Source organism: Amycolatopsis sp. 3B14, assembly GCF_050958625.1.
Classification (GTDB): domain Bacteria; phylum Actinomycetota; class Actinomycetes; order Mycobacteriales; family Pseudonocardiaceae; genus Amycolatopsis_E; species Amycolatopsis_E thermoflava.
The window spans coordinates 68,539-90,402 of sequence record NZ_JBHZEN010000065.1; the positions used below are offsets into that span (position 1 = coordinate 68,539).

The following is a 21,864-nucleotide window of genomic DNA, read 5'->3' on the forward strand; positions in this document are numbered from 1 at the left end:
TAGTGAGGTGGTGACCTTCCAACGTCGAGAGCGACGCGGATCGCCTGCTCTCGGTCATCGCCGTTCATGATGCCGAGTCTCCATCGGCCGGCTACGACCCGGCCGCACTTGACCGTGGCAGGCGGTCGGCGGTCGGCGCCGCCCAAGCTATGGGCTCGGTCAGCGGTCGGCAGCGCACGCGACTGCTGCAGCCCACCCCGCCGGCCGTCCCCCAGCGGGTTCTACCACCCGCGCCGAGCCTCGCGCCAGCCGTTGCGACAACGACCGCGACGTGGCCGTCAGCAGGCGTGCCAGCTCGCGCGGCCGGGCGCCGGCCACCTGCACCACCACGCTGATCGCCGCCGCGACCCGGCCTGACGGGTCCCGCACGGGGGCGGCCACCACCAGGTCGTCCGGCGTGATCGTGCCCCTCGCGACCGCGACCCCGGACTGTCGGATGAACGCCAGCTGCCGCCGCAGCTCGCCGGGGTCCGTGATCGTGTAGCGGGTGAACCGCTCCAGCGGCGAGCGCAGCACCTCGGCCTGGAACGCGGGCTCCGCGTGCGCCAGCAGCACCAGCCCGGTGCCGGTCGCGTGCATCGGCCAGCGGTCGCCCACCCGGCTGTTCGTCGCGGCCGCCCTGGCCCGCAGGGTCTCCACGTAGACGACCTCGCGGCCGTCCCGCACGGCCAGGTGCACGTTCCCGCGCGTCAGCGAGTGCAGATCGTCCAGGAACGGGAACGCCGCCTCCCGCAACTGCAACCCGCGCGGCGCCAGCGCCGCCAGCTCCAGCAACCGCAACCCCACGGAGTACCGGCCCGCCGGGTCCCGCTCCAGGCCACCCCACGACACCAGCTCGCCCGCCAGCCGGTGCGCCGTCGGCAACGTCAGCCCGGCCCGCCGTGCGATGTCGCTCAAGGTCAGCGACCGGTGCCGCGGTCCGAACGCCGATAGCACCGCCAGCACCCGGCCCGCCGCGGTCGTCATCGCACGCTCCCGACGGCCTCGGGCACCGCGGCCCGCGACGGCGCGGGCAGCACCAGCACCGCCACCAGGCTCACCGCGCACAACAGTCCCAAGTAGACGGCGATGGGCGTCGACGAGTGGTAGGCGCCGTACAACCCGGTCGCGGCCAGCGGCGTCACCGCGCCACCCACCAGACCGCCCATCTGGTAGGCGATCGACGCGCCGCTGAACCGCATCCGCGCCGGGAAGATCTCGGTGAACAGCGCGCCCTGCGCCCCGGCCATGATCGCCTGCACGATCCCGGCGACCATGAACGCCAGCAGCGCCGCGCCCACGCTCCCGGTGTCCACGAGCAGGAACAGCGGCCACGCCCACACCACCGCGAAACCCGCGCCGATCGCGTACACCGGCTTGCTGCCCCACCGGTCCGCGCACCGCGCCGCCACGTAGATCCCCGCGATCCACAGCACCGTCGAGGCCAGGATCAGCGTGAGCAGCGTGCTGCGCCCGAACCCGGCGGCCTGCGTGCCGTAGCTGAGCATGTAGACCATCACCGTGTAACCCACCGCGGGCGGCGCGATCGCGGCCAGGCTCGCCAGCAGCAGTGTGCCCGGCCGTTCCCGCAGCAGCGTCGCCGCGGGCACCCGGCTGACCTGCCGCTTCTCGCGCACCCGCTGGAACTCCGGGCTCTCGGTCAGCGTGCGCCGCACCAGCATCCCGACCACCAGCAGCGCGACGCTGACCAGGAACGGGATCCGCCAGCCCCAGGTGGCGAACCCGTCGCCGGTGGTCTCCACGACCAGCAGGAACACCAGGTTCGAGGTCAGCACGCCGATCGGTACGCCGAACTGCGCGAAGCTGCCGTACACTGCGCGCTGCCGCGGGCTGGCGTGCTCGGTGGCGACCAGCACCGCGCCGCCCCACTCGCCGCCGACGCCGAACCCCTGCACCAGCCGCAGGAACACCAGCAGGATCGGCGCGGCCACCCCGATCGCCGCGTACGTCGGCAGCAGACCGATCAGGAACGTGGCCAGCCCGGCGAGCATCAGCGTCAGCACGAGCATCGACTTGCGGCCGATGCGGTCGCCGAAGTGCCCGATCACCGCGCCGCCGAGCGGGCGCGCGATGAAGCCGACCGCGAACGTGCCGAACGCCGCGAGCGTGCCGGCCACCGGGGAGAACGACGGGAAGAACAACGATCCGAACACCAGCGCCGAGGCGCTGCCGAAGACGTAGTAGTCGTACCATTCGATCGACGTCCCGACGCAGCTGGCCAGCAGGATCGAGGCCCTGCTGGGTGTCGAACCGGCCATGCGGCAGCCACCCACCTTCGACTCTGGAGGAAACGGGTGCCTCCAGTAAAGGAGCACGGCGGGCGCACGTCGTCGGCCCCTTGCCGCGCGCGGCCCGCGACGGATGTCGCATCGACCTGGCTCTAACCGTCCAGGGCGCGCAGCAGGATCCGCAGCAGGTCGTCGAGCGCGCCGAGTCGCTTCCCGTCGAGCGCGGACAGCAGCCGGGTCACGTTGGCGGTGTGCGCAGTCATCGCCTCGTCCACCGTGGCGAAGCCCTTGTCGGTCAGCCGGACGCGGAAGCTGCGCCGGTCCCCGGGGTCGAGCGTGCGCTCGACGAACCCCGCCGCCTCCAGCCGGTCCAGCCGGCTCGTCATGCCGGCCCGGGTCAGCATCAGCGTCGCGGAGAGCTGGGACGGCGTGAGCGTGTACGGATCGCCCGACCTGCGCAGCGCCGCGAGGACGTCGAACTCGCCCCGCTGCAGCCCGAACGTCGTGAACACCTTCTCCTGCGCCGGCGCGAGGAGGAGCCCCACCCGCCCCAGCGGACCTGCTGATCGTGTTCACCCCCGGCGTGGAGCGGTTCGGGTACTTCCGGCTCCTCGACCAGGTCCGCAACGGCGCCGCCGGACCGGAAACCGTCCTCGGCGCACAAGAGCGCTACGACAACCACTTCGTCGACAGCGCCACCTGGCGGAACCCCCGCCAGTCCGGCCGATAAGGAGACAAACACCGGCCGCCTGACCGAGACCCTCGCGGCGGCAGGCCTGCTCGACGAGTACCGGATCTGGCAGGACGTCGACTACGACCTGCTCGCCGGCGTCCTCGCCAAGACCAGCAGCAAGCTCTGACCTCCCGCCGGGTGCTCCCGTCCGCATCGGCGGGGGCACCCGGCGAACCCTTTCCGCGTCGCGAAAGACGCCTCGCTCCGCTCGCCGCGGGCCCGGCAGAGTCGGGTTCACCAACAGCGAGGAGAGCGGTTATGACGACTGTTCTGCCGGGCCCCGGGGCCCTGGTCACGGAGAACACCCACCTCGTCGGCGGCGACTGGGTCCCCGCGGCCGGCGGGGACAGCATCGACGTGCTCGACCCGGCCACCGGCGGCGTCCTCGCCCGGGTGCCCCGCGGCGGCGCCGCCGATATCGACGCCGCGGTCACCGCCGCGCAGGCCGCCTTCCCGGCCTGGCGCGACACCCCCGCCACCGAGCGCGGCAAGCTGATCCTGCGGTGGGTGCAGCTGATCGAGCAGCACGAGACCGAGATCGACCAGCTCGAATCGCGCGAGGTCGGCCGCCCGCACTGGGGACCGCCGCCGCTGGCGCGGATCCTCACCTTCATCGCCGGGCAGGCCGACAAGGTGCAGGGCGTGTCGCTGCCCGCCGGCCCCGGCGTGCTCGGCCTGACGCTGCGCGAACCCTACGGCGTGGTCGGCAGCATCATCCCGTGGAACGCGCCCGGCCCGATGTTCGTCAACGACGTCGGCGCCGCCATCGCCGCGGGCAACACCATCGTCGTCAAACCCGCCGAGGACGCGCCGCTCACCCCGCTCGCGCTGGCCCGGCTCGCGCTCGACGCGGGCATCCCGCCCGGCGTGGTCAACGTCGTCACCGGCTACGGCGGCGAAGCGGGCGCGGCGCTGCCGGTGCACCCGGGCATCCGGCGGATGAGCTTCACCGGCTCCCCGGAAACCGGCTCGCTCGTGATGGCCGCCTGCGCACGCAACCTCGTGCCGCTGCACCTGGAACTGGGCGGCAAGTCGCCGCAGGTGATCTTCGCCGACGCCGACCTGGACGCCGCGATCCCCGCGATCACCACGGGCATCACGCTCAACACCGGGCAGATCTGCGCCGCCGGGTCCCGCGTCGTCGTCGAGCGGTCCGTGCACGCCGAGGTCGTGCAGCGGCTGGCCGAGCAGCTGGCGAAGGTGCGCGTCGGGCCGTGGCACGAGCCGGTCCAGATGGGCCCCCTCATCAACGCCAAGCAGCACGCCCGGGTCCTGGACTACGTGCGCCTCGGCCGCGAGGAGGGCGCGGAACTGGTCCTCGGCGGCGGCGTGCCGGACGGGTTCGACCGCGGCTTCTTCGTCCAGCCGACGCTGTTCGACCACGTCGCCCCGGACATGCGCATCGCCCAGGAGGAGATCTTCGGCCCGGTGCTGTCGGTCATCCCCGTCGAGTCCGAAGAGGACGCGCTCGACGTGGCCAACGGCACCGAATACGGCCTCGTCGCCTCGGTATGGACGCGGGACCTCGGGCGCGCGGTGCGGATGTCGAAGGGACTGCAGGCCGGGCAGGTCGCGGTCAACGCGGCGCTCGGCGCCGGGGTCACCGGCGCGCCGTTCGGCGGCTACAAGCGCAGCGGCTTCGGCCGCACCATGGGCGCCGACGCCGTGCTCGACTACACCCAGGTGAAGGCGGTGTCGCTGCGTGGCACGCTCTGACCTGCGGCTGCGGGTGCTCATGGAGCCCCGCCACGGCGCCCGCTACGACGACATCCTCGCCTTGGCCCGAGCCACCGAGGACGCCGGTTTCGACGCGTTCTTCCGCTCCGACCACCTGCTCGGCGTCGACCCCGCCGACACCACCTACCGGCCCACCGACTGCTGGACCACCCTCGGCGGCCTCGCGCGCGACACCAGCCGGGTGCGGCTCGGCGCGCTGGTCGGCGCGGCCACGTTCCGCCAGCCCGGCATCCTCGCCACCATCGTCGCCAGCCTCGACGAGATGAGCGGCGGCCGCGCCGAGCTCGGACTGGGCACCGGCTGGTACGAACGCGAGCACGCCGCGTTCGGCATCCCGTTCCCCGGCACCGGTGAGCGGTTCGACCGGCTGGAGGAACAGCTGGCGATCATCACCGGCCTGTGGCGCGAGAGCCCGTTTTCCTTCGAGGGCAAGCACTACCGCATCGACGACAACCGGACCCCGCCCCGCCCGGTCCAGGACCCGCACCCGCCGGTCATCGTCGGCGGCAGCGGCCCGAAACGCACCCCGGCGATCGCGGCGCGCTACGCCACTGAGTTCAACGGCGCCCTCGGCGGCGACCTGCGCGAACGCTACGCGACCTTCCACCGGGCCTGCGAGGCGATCGACCGCGACCCCGCCGAGCCGCGGCTGTCCGCGGTGCTGCCCGTCGCCTGCGGCGCCACCCCCGCCCAAGCCGCCCGCCGCGGCGAAATCATCGGCTCCGACTTCATCCGCGAGCACGCCGCCGTCGGCACCCCGGCCCAGGTCGTCGACCGGATCGGCGACCTGGCCGACGCCGGCGCGGACACCGTGTACCTGCACATCTACGACATCCACGACCTCGAGCACATCGCCCTCCTCGGCGCCGAGGTCCTTCCCCACCTCACGCGGCCCGCGCTCACCGCGATGCCAGTAGGACGCGGCCTGCGTGGCGGTGCGGGTGGCGGAACCTGAGACGGCCCCTCGCTGTGGGATCGCCTCCTCATGAATTCCCACCCGCCGGCCCACCACCACCCTCAACGGACGCGCTCCGCGCGGCTGGGCCGCCCAGAACCCGCGGCGGTGCCGGCTGACGGCCCACCGCAAGCGGCTCCGCCGCTTCACAAGAAAGGTCCTCCTGTGGTCACACCCGATTTCGTCGCGCCGGCGGACCGCGAGGCCGTCACCGCAGCGCTGCGCGGACAGCTGCGGGAGCTGCCCGCGCGGTCGCCGTTCTACGCCGACCTCTGGACCGGGCACGGCGTCGAGCCCGCCGCCGTCGACTCGCTCGCCGACCTGCCGAAACTGCCCTTCACCACCAAGGCCATGCTGCGCGAGTCGCAGGCCGCCGCGCCGCCGCTGGGCCGCCACGCCGGCACCGGCCTGGCCGACGTGATCCGCGTCCACGCCTCCACCGGCACCACCGGCAAACCCAGCTGGGTCGGCGTCACCCGCCGCGACGCCCAGTCCTGGACCGAAATGGTGGCCCGCGCCTTCCGCACCATGGGCGCCCGCCCCGACGACGTCGTCCTGCACGGCGCCGGGCTCACCCTGTTCGTCGGCGGCCTGCCCATCCGCGACGCGCTCGAATCCATCGGCTCCACCGTCATCCCGATCGGCACCGGCGCGTCGGAGAAAGCGTTGCTGGCACTGGAAACCCTCGGCGTCACCGCGCTGCACTCGACCCCGTCCTACGCCCGCTACCTCGCCGAGTACCTGCGCTCGCACGGCCGCGACCCCCGCGAGTTCGGGGTGCGGAAGGTGTTCGTCGGCGGCGAACCCGGTGGGGGAGAGCCGGCGTTCCGGGCGCACGTGGAAGCCGAATGGGGCGCGACCGTCACCGAAGGGCTCGGCAACGCCGACATGGCGCCGGTCCTGTTCGGCGAGGAACCGGGCACCGGCGGGATGCGGTTCACCGGCGGGCGGCACGTCGTCGTCGAGCTGATCGACCCGGAGACCGGTCAGCCCGTCGTCCCCGAGCCCGGCGCCACCGGCGAGCTGGTCTACACCTCCGTCGACCGCGAATGCTGCCCGCTGGTCCGGTTCCGCACCCGCGACCGGGTCGTCGTCACCGGCCTCGCGGCCGACGGCGCCCCGCTGATCCGCTGCGTCGGGCGCACCGACGACATGCTGATCGTGCTCGGCGTCAACGTGTTCCCCTCCGCCGTGCGCGACCTGGTGCAGACCCTGCACCCGCGCACCACCGGCGCGGTGCAGATCGTGCTGCCCGGACCGGGCCCGCGCGTCGAACCGCCGCTGTGCGTCGAGGCCGAATGGGGCGAGCACCCCGGCGACCGCGACCAGCTGCGCGGCGAACTGGAGCACCTGATCCGCTCCCGGCTTTCGGTGCGGGCCGCGGTCACCCTCGTCCCGCCCGGATCGCTGGAGCGCTCCGAGATGAAGTCCCGCCTGACCCGGCTCGCCGGCTGAACAGAAAGGCGCCTCGCCATGGGAGAAACCGTCCGCGCCGCCGTGCAGACCGGCCCGCGAACCATCGAGATGCGGGAGTTCCCGCGCCCGGAGATCGGACCGGACACCGGACTGCTGCGCGTGGAGGCCAACGGCATCTGCGGCAGCGACGTCGAGGCCTACAAGGGACACCTGCGCATGGGCTCCGGCGGCCCGGTGATCCCCGGCCACGAACCGCTGGGTATCGTCGAGGAGATCGGCGACGAAGCCGCGAAGCGGTGGGGCGTGCGGCCGGGGGACCGGGTCGCGCTGGAGGTCATCATCCCGTGCCGGTCCTGCCACCACTGCCTGACCGGCCGGTACCAGTTCTGCCCCAACCGCACCCGCGGCCACGGCGTCACCGGCATCGACGTCGCGCCGTCGCTGTGGGGCGGGCTCGCCGAGCACCTCTACCTCTCACCCGGCGCGGTGCTGCACAAAATCGACAAGTCGGTGCCGGTCGAGGTCGCGGCCATGTTCAACCCGCTGGGCGCCGGGGTGCGGTGGGCGTGCGGGCTCGGCCAGGTCGGGCTCGGCGACACGGTGCTGGTGCTCGGCGCCGGGCAGCGCGGCCTGTCCTGCGTGATCGCCGCCCGGCACGCCGGGGCGGGCACGATCATCGTCACCGGGCTGGAGTCCGACCGGCACAAGCTCGACCTCGCCCTCGAACTGGGCGCCGACCACGCCATCGTCGTGGACGGCGACGACGCCGTGGACACCGTCGAGTTCGTCGGCGACGTCACCGGCGGCGCGATGGCCGACGTCGTCCTGGAACTGACCCCGATGGCCGCCGCCCCGGTCACCGACGCGTTCAAGGCCGCGCGGCAGGGCGGGCGGGTCGTGCTGGCCGGGCTCAAGGGCGGCCGCGAGATCCCGGTGCCCACCGACCTGATCATCAACCGCGCGCTCACCGTCGTCGGCGCGTTCGGGGTGGACGCCACCGCCAACAAGCAGGCCATCGCCATCATCGAATCCGGCCGGTACCCGCTGGCGAAGCTGCACACCCACACCTTCGGCCTCGAACAGGCGGCGCTGGCGATGGAGACCCTCGCCGGTGAGGTGCCCGGCGAGTCCGCTGTCCACGTCTCCGTCCACCCGTGAGGAGCCCGATGCTCGCCGACGCCCACGCCCACCTGCTGCCCCGCGACTACCCGGCCGACGCCCCGGAGTGCTTCCCGCGCATGACGCCCGTCGACGGCGACACCGCCCGTGAGCTGCTGTTCGGGTCGCTGCGGTTCCGCGCCCGGGACGCGTTCTTCGATGCCGAGCGCAGGATCGAGGAGATGGCCGCGTCCGGGGTGGACTTCGAGGTGCTCACCCCGATGCCGCCGCTGCTGCGCTACGACCTGCCCCTCGCCGACGGGCTCGCGCTCGCCCGGCACGTCAACGAGTTCACCGCGCAGCTGTGCGCCACCGACCCCGCGCGGTTCGCCGGGTTCGGGATGGTGCCGATGCAGGACCCGGACACCGCGGCCGCCGAGCTGACCGCGATCGCCGAGGCCGGGCTGCGTGGCGTGGAGATCGCGTCCAACGTGCTCGGCGCCTCGATCGGCGACGAACGGTTCCTGCCGTTCTTCGCCGAGGCCGAGCGGCTGGACCTGCCGGTGTTCGTGCACGCCATGCCCGCCCCGATGGGCCGCCTGCCGGCGTCGGCCATGGGCACCTACGTGGTCGGCATCGAGGGCGCGCTCGCGGCGGCCTCGCTGATCAGCGGCGGCACCGCGGCCAAGTGCCCCGGCCTGCGGATCTCCTTCAGCCACGCCGCGGGCGGCTTCCCGCTGATGGTGACCCGGGCCCAGTACTTCTGGAGCGGCACCTGGAACGAGGAGCCCCCGGTGCGGGAGCGGGCGATCATGCCCGACGACGGCCCGTCGCCGCTGGAGTACGCCCGCCGGTTCTACTACGACTCGATGGTGTTCGACGTCCGCGCCCTGCGTTACCTGGTGGACCTGCTCGGCGCCGACCGGCTGCTGATCGGCTCCGACTTCCCGGCCATGCCGCGCGAGGAACCGGCCGGCCGCACCGCCCGCCTGCTCGGGCTCCCCGCCGAGCAGGAAGCGGACCTGTTGTGGCGCAACGCGTTCCGGTGGCTCGGCATCGACCCGCCCGTCCGGAGTAGGACATCTGTCGCGGATCACTTGCGTGCGGGCGCTTGCGCTGGTGAGACTGGGGGCCGCTGAACGAAGGGGTCCAGCTTGACCGAACTGACGAGCGCCTGCCACCACGGTGCGCGGACGGCCGGGGACGGGCAACGCCGGCTCGCCGCGATCGCCCGCGCCGCCTCAAGCGTGGCCGACGCGGCCTCGCTCAGCGTGACGCTCGACGTCGTGGCGCGGGAGGTGGTGCAGGCCACGCACATCGCGGCCGTGCAGATCCTGCGCGTCGAGGGCGGCACCATGCGGGTCGTCGGCAAGGCCGGGTTCACCGACGCCGACGACTTCACCGAACGCCTGGAGGAGTGCCGCAAGCTGGGCGCCCGGCTGATGTTCGTCGAAGCGTTCCAGGCCCAGAAGCGGATCGTCGTGCCGCACCGCAAGGCCGCGGTGCTGGCCGATCCCGCGTGGGGCCCGCTGCACGCGATCATGGGCGCTCCCGATTGGGACACCTTCGCCGCGGTCCCGCTCGTGGTGCGCGGCCGCGCGGTCGGCGTGCTCAACGCGTTCTACTCGCCGGGCGAGGACCCGGCGGGGGAGATGCTGGAGTTCCTGGAGGCCATGGCCGACCAGGCCGCGATGGCCGTCGACTCGGCCGACCTGCTGGCCCGCTCCCGCCAGGAGGCGCGGCTGGAGGAGCGGGCCCGGCTGGCGCGCGAGCTGCACGACTCGGTGGTGCAGCAGGTGTTCTCGATGCGCATGCAGGCCAAGGCGCTGCGCGCGCACGCCGGCGACGGCAAGGTGCGCGACATCGCCGACGAACTGCTCGACCTGGCCCAGCAGGCCCTGGCCGACCTGCGCGGCCTGGTGCTGCAGCTGCACCCGCTGGAACTGGCCGGGCGCGGGCTCGGCGAGGCGGTGCGGACGCTGGCCGAGTCGGTGCAGGCGTCCTCCGGCGTGAAGATCCGGTTCTGGTCGGGCGAGCAGCCGGAACTGCCCGCCGAGCAGGCCGAGGACGTGTTCCGCATCGTGCAGGAGGGCCTGCACAACGTCGTCAAGCACGCCCAGGCGACCACCGCGGTGGTCAGCGTGTCCAGGGCGGGCGGGGAACTGGTGGTCGAGATCTGCGACGACGGGATCGGGCTGACCGGGCCGCCCGCGGGCGGGCTCGGCGTGGTGTCCATGCGGGAACGAGCCCAGCGCTGGAGGGGAACGATGGAGATCGGCAACACCGCCGCCGGGTGCCGGGTCAGGGTGCGGATGCCATGCCCGCGGTGACCGGCGTGATCGGGGTGCTGGTGGTCGACGACCACGCCGTGGTGCGGCGCGGCATCGCGGCCTACCTGGAAAGCGCCGAGGGCATCGAGGTGGTCGCCGAAGCCGCCGACGGCGAACGGGCGCTGGCGGAACTCGCGCGGCTGGCCGCGCAGGGCGAGCTGCCGCAGGTCGTGCTGATGGACGTGCTGATGCCCAAGGTGGACGGCATCACCGCGCTCAAGGCGATCGCGGCGAAGTACCCGGGCGTGCGGGTGGTGGTGCTGACCAGCTTCGGCGAGACCGAGCGGGTGCACGTGGCGCTGCAGGCCGGGGCGGCCGGGTACCTGCTCAAGGACGCCGACCCGGACGAGGTCGCGGCCGCGATCCGGTCCGCGGCGCGCGGCGAGGTGCACCTGGACCCGGCCGTGGCGGCCCGGTTGACGCGGCAGCTGGTGTCGCCGCCGATGGGGCTGGCGGCGCTCACCGCCCGCGAGCGGACGATCCTGGCGCTGGTCGCGAAGGGTCTGTCCAACCGGCAGATCGCGACGAAGCTGTCCATCAGCGAACGGACGGCGCGCACGCACGTGAGCCACGTGCTGACCAAGCTGCAGTTGCCGTCGCGGACGCAGGCCGCGTTGTTCGCCATCCGCGAGGGGCTGATCGACGCGGGTTGATCGACGCGGGTTGATCGCTCGTGGCGAACTCGCCACGCTCAGGGCGAACACGCCTGTCCGGAAGTGGTTGTACCGCCTACGTTCGGGGCATGACCCTGCGAATTCTTCCGTCGGCCAACGCGTCGGCCTCTTTGGACGATTCGGTGTTCGAGCAGTTGTTGCGCGACCGCATCGTGTTCCTCGGTTCGGAGGTGACCGACGCGGTCGCCAACCGGATCACCGCGCAGCTGTTGCTGCTGGCGGCCGAGGATCCACGCAAGGACATCACCTTCTACATCAACTCGCCGGGCGGGTCGGTGACCGCGGGCATGGCGATCTACGACACGATGCGCTTGATCCAGCCCGACGTCTCCACGTGGGGCCTGGGTTTCGTGGCGTCGATGGGCCAGTTCCTGCTGTCCTCGGGCACGCCCGGAAAGCGCTATCTGCTACCGAACACCCGCGTGGTGATGCACCAGCCGTCGGCGGGCATCGGCGGCGCGGCCACCGACATCGCGATCCAGGCGGAGGTTTTCGGCCGCATGAAGCGCCGCCTCGCGGAGATCACGGCGCGCCAGACCGGCCAGCCGGTGGAGCGCATCGTGGCCGACGCCGACCGCGACCGCTGGTTCGACGCCGAGGAGGCGCTCGCCTACGGGTTCGTGGACCACATCGTGGGCGCGGACGAGGAGGCGGTCAGCGCGTAGGCCGCGCGAGCCGCCACCCGGCACCGCGCAGGCACCGGCCGGGTGCGGGTGGCGGCTGGGACGGTGCGGGCATTGGCCCGCGAACACGCGGGCACCAACCCGCAACGTGCGGGCGCGGCGCGGGCGGCGGTTGGGAACGTGCCGGGCGGTGCCGGGACCGCGCGGGCGGTGCCGGCCGGTGCCCGCAGCGCGGCTCGGCCCGGCCGCGGCCGTTGAGGGACCGAAGTCCCCGCCGTCGGGCCCCTTGTGCTCTGCCCCGCGCGGCCGCGTCCGGGAACAGTGGAGCGGGCAAGCACTCCAGCCCGTCCCGGGAGAACCACATGTCCGTGATCCGCTCCGCCCTCGAAGCGGCGGTGCGTGCGCCGTCGCCGCACAACTCCCAGCCCTGGCGGTTCGAGGTCGCCGGCGACCGGATCGACGTCCTCCTCGACGGCGACCGCGTTCTCCAGGCAGCCGACCCCGACGGCCGCGAGGCGCGGCTGTCCTGCGGCGCCGCGATCCTCAACCTGCGCGTCGCGATCCGGGCCGCCGGGCGGACGCCCGTCGTGGAGCTCCACTCCGATCCGGTGCGGCTGGCCACGGTGCGTGTCGGCGGCCCGCGGGCACCCGGCGCCGAAGACCAGGCGCTGGCCAGGGCGGTCGCCTACCGCCGCAGCAACCGGCGCCCCTTCACCGAACGCACCGTGCCCCCGCACGTGCGGGAGGCGCTGGTGCGGGCCGCGATCGCCGAAGGCGCCGAACTCACCCTGGTGCGCGAGCCGGGCCTCACCGGTGAACTCGCCATGCTGCTGCGCCGCGCGGAGCGGACCCAGCGCGCCGACCCGCGGTTCCAGGACGAACTGGCCCGCTGGACCGTCACCGAGGGCGCCCGCGACGACGGCGTGCCGCTGGTGGCCGGCGGTCCGCGCGCCGAACCCGGCACCCAGCTCGCGCTGCGCCGCTTCGGCGGGGGCGGCGGCGAGCGGCCCTACGAGCGCACCCCGCTGCTCGCCGTGCTGTCCTCCTACACCGACGTGCCGCTGGCGCAGGTGCGCACCGGCCAGGCGCTGCAACGCGTGCTGCTCACCGCAACCACCGCCGGGGTGAGCGTGTCGTTCCTGTCCCAGGCGGTCGAGGTCCCGGCGACGCGGGCCGGCCTGCGCCGCCTGCTCGGGCGGCCCACCCATCCGCAGGCCGTGCTGCGCTTCGGCTACGGCTTCAGCGCGCCGGCCACCCGGCGCCGCTCGGTGGACCAGGTGACGCAGCACCTCGCGGAAGCCCCGTCGTGACCTGGACGGCGGCCGAGCTGGGCGTGCTGGCCAGGGCCGTCGCGCAGGCGCCGTCGGTGCACAACTCGCAGCCGTGGGCCCTCGTGCCCGGCGACGACGTGATCGAACTCCGGGAACGGACCGAGGTCGAGCTGCCCCGGCACGACCCGGAGGGCCGCGACCGGCTGATGTCCTGCGGGGCCGCGCTGGTGAACCTGCGGCTCGCGCTCTCGGTGCTCGGCAGACGCCCGCAGGTCACGCTCCTGCCCCGCCCCGACGTCGTCGCCGAGGTCCGCACGTCCGCCCGCGGCGAGCCCAGCCCGTCCGAACTGGGCCGGTACTCGGCGATCTACCGGCGCAGCAGCTACCGCGCCCCGTTCGCCCTGCACCCGGTCCCGGCGCCGGTGCTGCGGGAACTGGCGCACGCGGCGGTCGCGCCCGGCGCCGGGGCGCGGCTGGTCGAACCACGCACCGAGTCCGGCGCGCTGGCCGAACTGCTCGGCCACGCGGGACTCGTGCTCCGGGACGACTGGGCCTACCAGCGCGAGCTGACGGCGTGGACCGCGCAGTTCCGCCAGGTGCCCGCGGCGGCGACCACGCTGCCCTGGTCCGGCCTGGTCCGCGCCGACACCCGCCTGCCCGACCCGGTCACGCTGGCCGAACGGATCGCCGCCGAGTCGATGCTCGTCGTTCTCACCGACGGCGACACCCGCCGCGACCACGTGCTCGCCGGCACCGCGCTGCAGGAGACCTGGCTGGCCGCGATCACCCACGGCCTCGCCGGATCGGTGCTGACCCAGCCGCTGCACCTGCACGAGGTGCGCGGCGAGCTGATCGAGCGCCTCGCCCTGCCGGGCCGGCCGCAGGCGCTGCTGCGCTTCGGCTACCCGGTCACCGCGGCGCCGCCGGCTGCTCGTTCCGCACGCAGGTGAGCGTTACCGGCGGGTAGGGTGGCGTCATGGGTGTCGCCGCCGAGGAACGACGTCAGTTGAGCCGCCTGCTGGACGAGACCGGGCCGGACGCGCCCACCCTGTGCGAGGGGTGGCTGACCCGCGACCTCGCCGCGCACCTCGTCGTGCGGGAGAGCCGTCCCGACGCCGCGCTGGGCATCCTCCTGCCGCCGCTGGCCGGGCACACCCGGCGCGTGCAGGACGGCATCGCCGCGCAGCCGTGGTCCCGGCTGGTCGAGCGGGTGCGCCGCGGCCCCGCCTGGTACTGGCCCACCTCGATCGGCAGGCTCGACGAGCTCACCAACACCGCCGAGTTCCTCGTCCACCACGAGGACGTGCGCCGCGGACGGCCGGGCTGGGAACCGCGCCCCGCCGACCCCGCACGCGACGCGGCCGCCTGGCGCGCCGCCCGCGGCGCGGCGAAGGTCAACCTCCGACGCGTGCCGGTCGGCGTCACCCTGCGCACCACCGACGGCCGCGAAGCCACCGTGCGCGGCGGCGCCGAGCAGGTCACCGTCCTCGGCGACCCGGTGGAACTCCTGCTGTTCGTCTTCGGCCGGGACGCCGTGCGCGTCGAATTCGAAGGCGACTCCACCGCCGTCGCCAAGCTCACGGAAGCCGGCCGCGGGATCTGAACAGCGGAGGCGCCCCCGCCGGTCGCCAATTTCGCGATTTCGCGGACCGTCAGTAGCAAGTCGAGTACGGTGAGCGCGTGACCGAGGCTGAGCGAGTGGTCCGCACCGTGCACGAAGCCCTCGGCCGGGCTCTGGATCAACTGCGCCGCGAGGGGACGAGAACGAAGCCGGACGCCGCAGAGCCGGAAGGCGCACGGGCCGCGCTGAAGGCGGTGGTGGACGAGCTCGACGCCAGTGTGGCACCCGTGATGCCCGCGTGGGCGGAAATGGTGCTCCGCGGCGCCGACGCCCATCCGCGCATCGCCCCCTACTACCCGCGAGTCGCGTTGGCGGCGTTCCTCGAGGGCCGCCGGGTCGCGAACGCGTCCTTCACCACGCACACCAGCACGGGAGTCGAGGTGCTGCTCGCCGTGTCCAAGGAGCAGCTCGACGTCACCGTCGCGACGCTCGACGAGCCTCCGCCCGCGCCCCGTGCCCTGCCGGAGGGGCGGATCGGCGCGCGCCCTTCGGCCGGCCCGCGGTTCTACGAAGATCCCGCCGAACAGCGGCGGCAGGCGCTCTTGGACGGGTTGTACGAGCGCGCCCTGCCGTTGGCCCAGGAGGTCGTGGCGCAATCCGCTGCCGCGGCGTCACCGGAGACGGGCGTCCCCGGGCCCTACGACGATGTGCGCGAGCCGTGGTTCCGCCGCGCCTTCGCGTCGCGGCGGCGACGTGGGTAGTCAGTGACCGGGATATTCCAGAGTGCCCTGGGCGGCGGGCGCGCGTTGCTGGTCGGCTGGGTCCTGCCCAGCCTGATCAACGTACTGATCCTCGGGTTCGCCGTGGTGCCGGGACTGAGCAGGTTCGACGCGCTCGGAGCCCAGGCGGCCCGGTCCGTGATCTTCGGTCTGGTCGCCAGCGCGGTGCTCGGCCTGGTCCTGGCCGCCCTGCAAACCCCGCTCTACCGCGTCCTCGAAGGCTACCTCGGCTGGCCCAACTGGCTTGCCCGGGTTCGCCGCAGGCGGCACCTGGCCCGCAAGCACCTGCTGCGCAACCGCCTCGATGCCGCGTCACTGGCCGGGCGGGAACGAGCGGGCCACCTGACCGACGACGAGCGGGCCGCACTGAAGGCCTTCCGGGCCCACCCGGTCATCAGCCGCCACCTCGCGCGGGATCTCCGCAAGGGCCCGGTCTGGTTCGCGGTGCTGGACGAGCGGTTGCACCGGTACCCGCTGGACGACGGGCAGGTCGCGCCGACCCGGCTCGGCAACGCGATCCGGCGTTTCGAGGAGTACGGGTACGACCGGTACCGGCTCGATTCGCAGGTGCTGTGGTTCGAACTCAACGCCGCCGTCCCCGAACCGGTGCGCAAGCAGACCGACGAGGCCCGGATGAGCGTCGACTTCTTCATCTGCCTGCTCTACGGCCACCTGGTCGTCGCCGGGGCCGCCGCCATCGACCTCGCCATGGGCGCCGCACGTCCTTGGCTGGTGGTGGCCACCATGGCCGGTCTGCTGCCGCTGACGGTGATCTGGTACCGCCTGGCCGTCGTGGCCACCGATGAATGGGCAGGCGCGGTCCGGGCGATGGTCAACCTCGGCAGGCAACCCCTGGCCACCGCACTCGCGCTCACGCTTCCCAGGACGCTCGACGAGGAACGCGCCATGTGGCGGGTGCTGGGTGAGCTCGTCAGCTCCGGGTTCCGGCCGGGCCTGGACGCGCTGGACGCCTACCGGGCCGATCCCGGGGACGCGGAGGATGCGCCGGCACCGACCCCGCCGGCAGCCGGTGAGGGCAGCCAGCCGGCCTGAGCCCCGGTCTTTCGGCCCTAGCCACCGCCACGGCCGAGGACGACCCTGGAAGGTTCCGGGCACCATCAGCACTTCCCAGGGAGGGTTCCGTGTACGCAAGGATGAACACGCTCATCGGCGACCCCGCCCGGATCGACGAGGTCACGCACTACCTGGAAACCACCGTGCGCCCCTTCGTGGAGGCGCAGGCCGGCAACCGCGGGCTGGCCGTCCTGACCGACAGCACCCTCGGCATCACCGTCGTCGGGTCCTACTGGGACTCCGCGGAATCGATGACGTTGTCCGAGCACGCCGTGGAGGCCTCCCGCAAGGAGGCCGCCGAACTGGCCGACGGCATGATCACCGTGGACCACTTCGAGGTCGCGGTGTTCGCGCGCCGCAGCAGGCCGGGTCCCGGCGCGGGGATCCGGGTGACCACCATCGACTGCCCGCCCGGCGAGGTCGGCGCCGCGGTCCAGGCGTTCCGCGAGACCGCGCTGCCGGGCCTGCTGAAGATGGAGGGGCTGTGCAGCGCCCAGATGCTGGTCGACCGCGAAGAGGGCCGCTGCCAGGTGATCGCGGCCTACGAGACGGCCGAGCACCTGGCCGCCAGCCGCGCCGGGGTGGCCCGGCTGCGCGCCGACACGCTCGCGCGGGTCCACGCGCAGGTGCGGTCGGTGGGCGAGTACCGGCTGCTGTTCACCACCGTCCGCGAGGGCGGCACCAACAGCCTCACCCAGCGCTGGACCGACCTGTGGAACGCCGGCGACCGCGAGGGCTGGCAGGCGATGACCGACCAGTCGGCCTTCGAAACCCGCGGCCCCGGCGGTTTCCGGCTCGCCGGGCGGGAGGCGCTGGACGCGGAGTGGTCGACGTGGCACGACGCGTTCCCGGACAACCGGATCACCGTGGTGGCCATCTACGGCGACGACAACGGTGGCGTGCTCGAAGGCCGCTTCCAGGGCACCCACACCGGCCCGCTGGTCACCCCGGCCGGCGAGATCGCCGCGACGCAGCGGACGGTGGACATCCCGTTCTGCGAGGTGCACCGCGTGCAGGCGGGCAAGATGACCGACAGCCACCTCTACTTCGACCAGCTGGAAATGCTGACGCAACTCGGGAAGATCGACGCCTGATCCTCGGCCGCCGGACGCGGGTTTCCCTGCCACAGCGGGAGATCCGCGTCCGGCGGTACCCGGTCGCGGCCGGGTCCGCTACGGTCCGGCCATGCAGTTCGAGGTCACCAGGCGGATCGACGCCGCGCTGGACACCGTCTGGGCCGTCCTGACCGACGTGGCGAAGTGGCCGTCCTGGACGGCGTCGATGTCCTCGGTCCGGCTGCGGACCCCAGGCCGGCTGCGAGTGGGCAGCGAAGCGGTGGTGAAACAGCCGGGGCTGGCGCCGCTCGTGTGGCGGGTCACCGAGCTGACCGACCGGCGGAGCTTCACCTGGCAGGCCCAGGCCCGCGGCGTCACGTCGATCGGCTGGCACCGGCTGACCGCCGACGGTGACGGCGCGGTGACGGCGGTCCTCGGCGTCGAGCAGCGCGGTCCGCTCGCCCCGCTCGCCGGGCTCCTGTTCGGCGCGCGGATCCGCCGGTTCGTGACCATGGAGGCCGACGGGCTGCGGCGCGCCGCGGAATCGGGATGATGACGACCTCCCGTTGTGGGACGCTGCCCGCGTGACACGCAAGGTGATCCTCGACGTCGACACCGGCACCGACGACGCGGTCGCGATCATGCTGGGCGCCCTGCACCCCGATCTCGACCTGGCCGCGGTGACCACGGTCAACGGCAACGTGCCGCTGTCCGCCACCACCGCCAACACACTGCGCGTGCTGGACGCGATCGGGCGGCCGGACATCCCCGTGCACCCCGGCCTCGCGCACCCGATCGCGCGCCGCGGCTTCCCGGGGCAGATGCACTTCGAACGCGACTCGGAGCGGGACATGCACGGCTCGGCGCTGCCGCTGCCCGCGCCGGTGACCGCCGCGCGGGACGAGTCCGCCGTGGAGTTCCTGCTGCACACCCTGCGCGACACCACCGAGCCGGTGACGCTGGTGCCGGTGGGGCCGCTGAGCAACATCGCCACGGTGCTCGCCGCCGACCCGGGCGTCCGGGACGCCCTCGACGAGATCGTGATCATGGGCGGTGCGCACGCCTACGGCAACGTGACCCCGTCGGCCGAGTTCAACATCTGGACCGACCCGGAGGCCGCCGCGATGGTGTTCTCGGCCGGGTTCCCGCGCCTGACGCTCGTCCCGCTCGACGCCACGCACCAGGCGCTCGTCACCCGCGCCGACTGCGCGAAACTCGCCGGGCTGGGCACCGCCGCCGGCCGCGCGGCCGCCGACCTGATCACCCGCCGCATCGACGCCTACTCCGCGGGCCACGGCGTGCACGCACCCGATTCCGCTCCCGTGCACGACGCGGTGTGCGTGGCCTACCTGGTGCGGCCCGAGGTGATCACGACCCGACCGGTGCGCGTGGAGGTCGAGACGACCGGCGCACTGACCGTCGGCCGCACCGTGATGGACCTCCGTCCTAACGCGACCGGCGAACCGAACGCCAGCGTGGCGTTCGCGGCGCGGGCGGAGGTGCTGACCGAGTTGCTGCTGGACACGTTCAGCGGGCCAGCCGCGCGTTGATCTCGCCGATCAGCGCCTGCTGTTCACGCACGATTTCCTCGGCCAGCGCGCGGGTTTCCGCGTGGTGGCCGGTGGACAGCACGGCCTGCGCCATCGCCACGCCGGCGCCGAGGTGCTGCGCCATCGTGGTGAGCCAGGCGCGGTCGAACTCGGCGCCGTAGCTGTCCTCCAGGGCGGTGAAAGTGGTTTCCGGCAGCGTTCCCGGCATCGTGTGCCCGGAGTGGCCGCCGCCGTGGCCTGCGTTCCAGTCGCGCAGCCAGCCGTTCATGCGCGCGATCTCGGCGGTCTCCTCCTCGGCGATCGCGTGCGCGGTGGCGCGGACGAACTCCGACTCCGCCCGCTGCTCGGCGAGCCCGGCCAGCCGCACCGACTGCTCGTGGTGGGGCACCATCTTCTGCGCGAAGCGGATGTCCGCGTCGTTGCCGCCGGGGCTCGCGGGACCGGTCCCGCACGCGGCGAGCACGAGTCCGAGCAGCACGATCAGTAGACGCATCAGTCCTCCGTCGTCGGGTTCGTCCGGCGACGGGGGATACGTCGGGTCCGCACGGGCGGTTCAACGCGTGGATCGTCAACACATCGTCGATTTCTTTCTACGTGGTGTAGAGTTTCGGGTATGACGAAGCGAACCTTCCTGATCACCGGCGCGAGCAGTGGCCTGGGTCGCGCGTTCGCGCAGGGCGCGCTGGCGGCCGGTCACACCGTTGTCGGCACGGTGCGCAAAGCCGAAGACCTGGAGAAGTTCGAAGCCCTCGCGCCCGGGCTCGCCCACGCGCGCCGGCTCGACGTGACCGACGACCAAGCGGTGTTCGACGTGGTCGGCGAGGTCGAGCGCAGCGTCGGGCCGATCGATGTGCTGATCGCGAACGCCGGCTACGGCCACGAGGGGGTGTTCGAGGAGTCGTCGATGGCGGAGCTGCGCGCGCAGTTCGACACGAACGTGTTCGGTGTGGCGGCCACTGTCCACGCGGTCCTGCCGGGGATGCGCAAGCGGCGCTCGGGACACATCTTCGCGGTCAGCTCGATGGGCGGGCTGATGACCGTCCCCGGGCTGGCGTACTACTGCAGCAGCAAGTACGCGGTGGTGGGCATGCTGGAGACCCTGGCCAAGGAGGTCGCGGGACTCGGTGTGCGGGTGACCATCCTCGAGCCCGGCTCGTTCCGCACCGACTGGGCGGGCCGCTCGATGGTGCGCAGCGAGCGGTCGATCGCGGACTACGACGAGCTGTTCGATCCGATCCGCGCGGCCCGGCAGGCGGCCAGCGGCAACCAGCTCGGCGATCCCGCCAAGGCCGCCGAGGCCGTGCTCAAGGTGGTCGAGGCGGACAAGCCTCCGGTGCATCTGCTGCTCGGTTCGGATGCGTTGCGTCTCGTGGCGAGTGGGCGGGCTGCGGTGGCCGCGGACATCGAAGCGTGGGAGGAGCTGTCGCGGTCCACGGACTTCCCGGACGGCCACCAGATCGCGGCGAATTGACCGTCGACGGAAAGGGGAGGGGCGGGCGATGCCTGATCCGGTCAAGGCGGGGCGGCGGCGGGCCGGCGCGCCGTCCAAAGGTGACCTGCGGGAGCTGAAGATCCTCGAGGTCCTCGAGGATCTGCTGGCGGTGAAGAGCTTCGATGCGCTGACGATCAACGACATCGCCGAACGCGCGGGGCTTTCCCGGGCGTCGATGTACTTCTACTTCAGCTCCAAGCAGGAGGCGCTGGTCGCGCTCTTCGCCAGGACCGTCGAGGCGCTTCGGGAGAAGTCCCGCGCCGCGGCCGACGATCCCGCACCTCCGCGGGACGCGATCGAGACGGCCATGAGGCGCACCCGCGACCGCTGGCGTGAGCACGGCCTGATCATGCGCGTCGCGATCGACCAGGCCTCGACCATCCCCGAGATCGGTGCGCTGTGGACGGAGACCGCGGAGATCTTCATCGACGCCATCACCGCGATCCTGATCCGTGCCGGCGCCGCGGACCACGACGGGCCGGACGGCGCACCGGCCGTCGCGCGCGCGTTGTGCTGGATGATCGAGCGGAGTTTCTACCACGCCTCAGCGGTGTCCCGCGAGGCGCTCGACCAGGCAGCCGAGACTTGTCAGGTCGTGTGGCTGCGAGCCGCCGGGATCGAGCCCTGACCCGCTTGGGCGGAGGCCTGCTGTCGCAGCGCCGGGACGCTCAGAAGCCGAAGTCCTGCGTCCAGTACCAGCCGGACCTCGCCACGCCCACGCCGAGTTTGGTGTAGGAGCAGTTGAGGATGTTGCGCCGGTGGCCGTCGGAGTTCATCCACATCTTCATGGTCTGCTCGGCGGTCGTCGAGCCCTTCGCGATGTTCTCCGCGCCGGGGCTGGGGTAGCCGGCGGCCTTGATGCGGTCGGCGAAGGTGCGGCCTTCCGGTGTGGTGTGGGAGAAGTAGCCGCGCCCGGACATGTCGTCGCTGTGCTTCTGGGCGGCGGTGGCGAGGCGGGAGTCGGCGCCCAGGGGGCCGCACCCGGCGGCGGCGCGTTCGGCGTTGACCAGTGTCAGGACCTGGCCAGTGAGGGACGTGTCGGCGCGCGGGGTGCTCTTCGTGGTGGTCGTGGTGCGTTTCGTCGTCGTGCTGGTCGGCTTCGGCGGCGGGGGCGGGGTGGTCGTGGTGCTGCTCGGGGGCGGGGGAGGGGTGGTGGTCGTTGTGGCCGGCGGGGTCGTCGTCGGGGCGGACGCGGTGGTGACCGGCGGCGTGCTCGGGACGGACTGCACGGCGGCCACGGGCGCCGGCTCGTCCCGCAGGCCGCGGACGGTCAGCAGCCCGCCGGCCG

At 73.1% G+C, this 21,864-nt stretch carries 25 protein-coding genes; 20 read left to right on the forward strand and 5 right to left on the reverse strand.

Translation table 11 applies throughout. The features are described 5' to 3' along the window. Positions 1-159: 159 nt before the first annotated feature. The 3 genes from ACCP09_RS32315 to ACCP09_RS32325 all read right to left on the reverse strand — a co-directional run bounded on the left by ACCP09_RS32315 (position 160) and on the right by ACCP09_RS32325 (position 2,773). Positions 160-966 (reverse strand): IclR family transcriptional regulator, encoded by an 807-nt coding sequence (locus ACCP09_RS32315; RefSeq protein ID WP_027928836.1) that lies wholly within the window; start codon positions 964-966, stop codon positions 160-162. Beyond that, positions 963-2,258 carry an MFS transporter gene (locus ACCP09_RS32320; RefSeq protein ID WP_123686021.1) on the reverse strand — a complete coding sequence of 432 codons (1,296 nt, stop codon included), beginning with the start codon at positions 2,256-2,258 and terminating at the stop codon, positions 963-965. The genes ACCP09_RS32315 and ACCP09_RS32320 overlap by 4 nt, the downstream gene beginning before the upstream one ends. Positions 2,259-2,380: 122 nt before the next feature. Then, the gene (locus tag ACCP09_RS32325) at positions 2,381-2,773 is read right to left on the reverse strand and encodes a MarR family winged helix-turn-helix transcriptional regulator (RefSeq protein WP_433752527.1); all 393 of its coding nucleotides are present in this window, start codon (positions 2,771-2,773) and stop codon (positions 2,381-2,383) included. Positions 2,774-2,796: 23 nt separating this feature from the next. Here ACCP09_RS32325 and ACCP09_RS32330 point away from each other — a divergent pair, with 23 nt between their 5' ends. From ACCP09_RS32330 to ACCP09_RS32410, 17 genes are all read left to right on the forward strand, one after another. After that, positions 2,797-2,958, forward strand: coding sequence for a hypothetical protein (locus ACCP09_RS32330; RefSeq protein ID WP_208722442.1), 162 nt, complete (start codon positions 2,797-2,799; stop codon positions 2,956-2,958). A 261-nt stretch (positions 2,959-3,219) separates the two neighbouring features. Next, positions 3,220-4,677: an aldehyde dehydrogenase family protein gene (locus tag ACCP09_RS32335; RefSeq protein WP_433752529.1), complete on the forward strand. Its 1,458-nt coding sequence runs from the start codon at positions 3,220-3,222 to the stop codon at positions 4,675-4,677. Next, entirely contained in the window at positions 4,664-5,653 is a 990-nt protein-coding gene (locus ACCP09_RS32340) for an LLM class F420-dependent oxidoreductase (protein ID WP_433752531.1), read from the forward strand. The genes ACCP09_RS32335 and ACCP09_RS32340 overlap by 14 nt, the downstream gene beginning before the upstream one ends. A gap of 165 nt (positions 5,654-5,818) precedes the next feature. After that, positions 5,819-7,108: a phenylacetate--CoA ligase family protein gene (locus ACCP09_RS32345; protein WP_123686024.1), complete on the forward strand. Its 1,290-nt coding sequence runs from the start codon at positions 5,819-5,821 to the stop codon at positions 7,106-7,108. An 18-nt stretch (positions 7,109-7,126) separates the two neighbouring features. Beyond that, a complete protein-coding gene (locus tag ACCP09_RS32350; RefSeq protein ID WP_027928841.1) occupies positions 7,127-8,227 on the forward strand; it encodes a zinc-dependent alcohol dehydrogenase in 1,101 nt (366 codons plus the stop codon). A gap of 8 nt (positions 8,228-8,235) precedes the next feature. Beyond that, positions 8,236-9,306 carry an amidohydrolase family protein gene (locus ACCP09_RS32355; RefSeq protein ID WP_433752534.1) on the forward strand — a complete coding sequence of 357 codons (1,071 nt, stop codon included), beginning with the start codon at positions 8,236-8,238 and terminating at the stop codon, positions 9,304-9,306. Positions 9,307-9,321: 15 nt separating this feature from the next. Continuing rightward, positions 9,322-10,497, forward strand: coding sequence for a GAF domain-containing sensor histidine kinase (locus ACCP09_RS32360; protein WP_123686027.1), 1,176 nt, complete (start codon positions 9,322-9,324; stop codon positions 10,495-10,497). Continuing rightward, positions 10,485-11,150 carry a response regulator gene (locus tag ACCP09_RS32365; protein WP_027928844.1) on the forward strand — a complete coding sequence of 222 codons (666 nt, stop codon included), beginning with the start codon at positions 10,485-10,487 and terminating at the stop codon, positions 11,148-11,150. Before ACCP09_RS32360 ends, ACCP09_RS32365 begins: the two co-directional genes overlap by 13 nt. A gap of 89 nt (positions 11,151-11,239) precedes the next feature. Further along, positions 11,240-11,836: a ClpP family protease gene (locus tag ACCP09_RS32370; RefSeq protein WP_378332409.1), complete on the forward strand. Its 597-nt coding sequence runs from the start codon at positions 11,240-11,242 to the stop codon at positions 11,834-11,836. A gap of 320 nt (positions 11,837-12,156) precedes the next feature. Next, the gene (locus ACCP09_RS32375; protein WP_378364345.1) at positions 12,157-13,104 is read left to right on the forward strand and encodes an Acg family FMN-binding oxidoreductase; all 948 of its coding nucleotides are present in this window, start codon (positions 12,157-12,159) and stop codon (positions 13,102-13,104) included. Further along, positions 13,101-14,015 (forward strand): Acg family FMN-binding oxidoreductase, encoded by a 915-nt coding sequence (locus tag ACCP09_RS32380; protein WP_433752538.1) that lies wholly within the window; start codon positions 13,101-13,103, stop codon positions 14,013-14,015. The genes ACCP09_RS32375 and ACCP09_RS32380 overlap by 4 nt, the downstream gene beginning before the upstream one ends. Positions 14,016-14,041: 26 nt before the next feature. Further along, positions 14,042-14,668 (forward strand): TIGR03085 family metal-binding protein, encoded by a 627-nt coding sequence (locus tag ACCP09_RS32385; RefSeq protein ID WP_433752540.1) that lies wholly within the window; start codon positions 14,042-14,044, stop codon positions 14,666-14,668. A 77-nt stretch (positions 14,669-14,745) separates the two neighbouring features. Continuing rightward, positions 14,746-15,387: a hypothetical protein gene (locus tag ACCP09_RS32390; RefSeq protein ID WP_433752542.1), complete on the forward strand. Its 642-nt coding sequence runs from the start codon at positions 14,746-14,748 to the stop codon at positions 15,385-15,387. Positions 15,388-15,390: 3 nt separating this feature from the next. Then, positions 15,391-16,458 carry a hypothetical protein gene (locus ACCP09_RS32395; protein ID WP_433752544.1) on the forward strand — a complete coding sequence of 356 codons (1,068 nt, stop codon included), beginning with the start codon at positions 15,391-15,393 and terminating at the stop codon, positions 16,456-16,458. An 89-nt stretch (positions 16,459-16,547) separates the two neighbouring features. Then, positions 16,548-17,573, forward strand: coding sequence for an ester cyclase (locus ACCP09_RS32400; protein WP_208722443.1), 1,026 nt, complete (start codon positions 16,548-16,550; stop codon positions 17,571-17,573). Between the two features lie 91 nt (positions 17,574-17,664). Further along, positions 17,665-18,087: an SRPBCC family protein gene (locus tag ACCP09_RS32405; protein WP_433752546.1), complete on the forward strand. Its 423-nt coding sequence runs from the start codon at positions 17,665-17,667 to the stop codon at positions 18,085-18,087. Between the two features lie 31 nt (positions 18,088-18,118). Next, positions 18,119-19,084, forward strand: coding sequence for a nucleoside hydrolase (locus ACCP09_RS32410; RefSeq protein WP_123686034.1), 966 nt, complete (start codon positions 18,119-18,121; stop codon positions 19,082-19,084). On the opposite strand, the gene ACCP09_RS32415 is transcribed toward ACCP09_RS32410, so the two are convergent. Beyond that, positions 19,062-19,577: a DUF305 domain-containing protein gene (locus ACCP09_RS32415; protein ID WP_433752548.1), complete on the reverse strand. Its 516-nt coding sequence runs from the start codon at positions 19,575-19,577 to the stop codon at positions 19,062-19,064. The genes ACCP09_RS32410 and ACCP09_RS32415 overlap by 23 nt on opposite strands. Positions 19,578-19,697: 120 nt before the next feature. Here ACCP09_RS32415 and ACCP09_RS32420 point away from each other — a divergent pair, with 120 nt between their 5' ends. Together ACCP09_RS32420 and ACCP09_RS32425 are read left to right on the forward strand one after the other, a co-directional pair. Next, positions 19,698-20,555: an oxidoreductase gene (locus ACCP09_RS32420; RefSeq protein WP_433752549.1), complete on the forward strand. Its 858-nt coding sequence runs from the start codon at positions 19,698-19,700 to the stop codon at positions 20,553-20,555. Positions 20,556-20,583: 28 nt separating this feature from the next. Then, positions 20,584-21,204, forward strand: a complete 621-nt coding sequence (locus ACCP09_RS32425) for a TetR/AcrR family transcriptional regulator (RefSeq protein ID WP_027928856.1) — start codon at positions 20,584-20,586, stop codon at positions 21,202-21,204. 40 nt (positions 21,205-21,244) lie between these two features. On the opposite strand, the gene ACCP09_RS32430 is transcribed toward ACCP09_RS32425, so the two are convergent. Continuing rightward, on the reverse strand, positions 21,245-21,592 hold the full coding sequence (locus ACCP09_RS32430) for a CAP domain-containing protein (protein WP_433752551.1): 348 nt from the start codon (positions 21,590-21,592) through the stop codon (positions 21,245-21,247). Between the two features lie 10 nt (positions 21,593-21,602). Here ACCP09_RS32430 and ACCP09_RS32435 point away from each other — a divergent pair. Next, on the forward strand, positions 21,603-21,864 hold a 262-nt coding region (locus ACCP09_RS32435; protein WP_433752553.1), incomplete at its 3' end, for a hypothetical protein.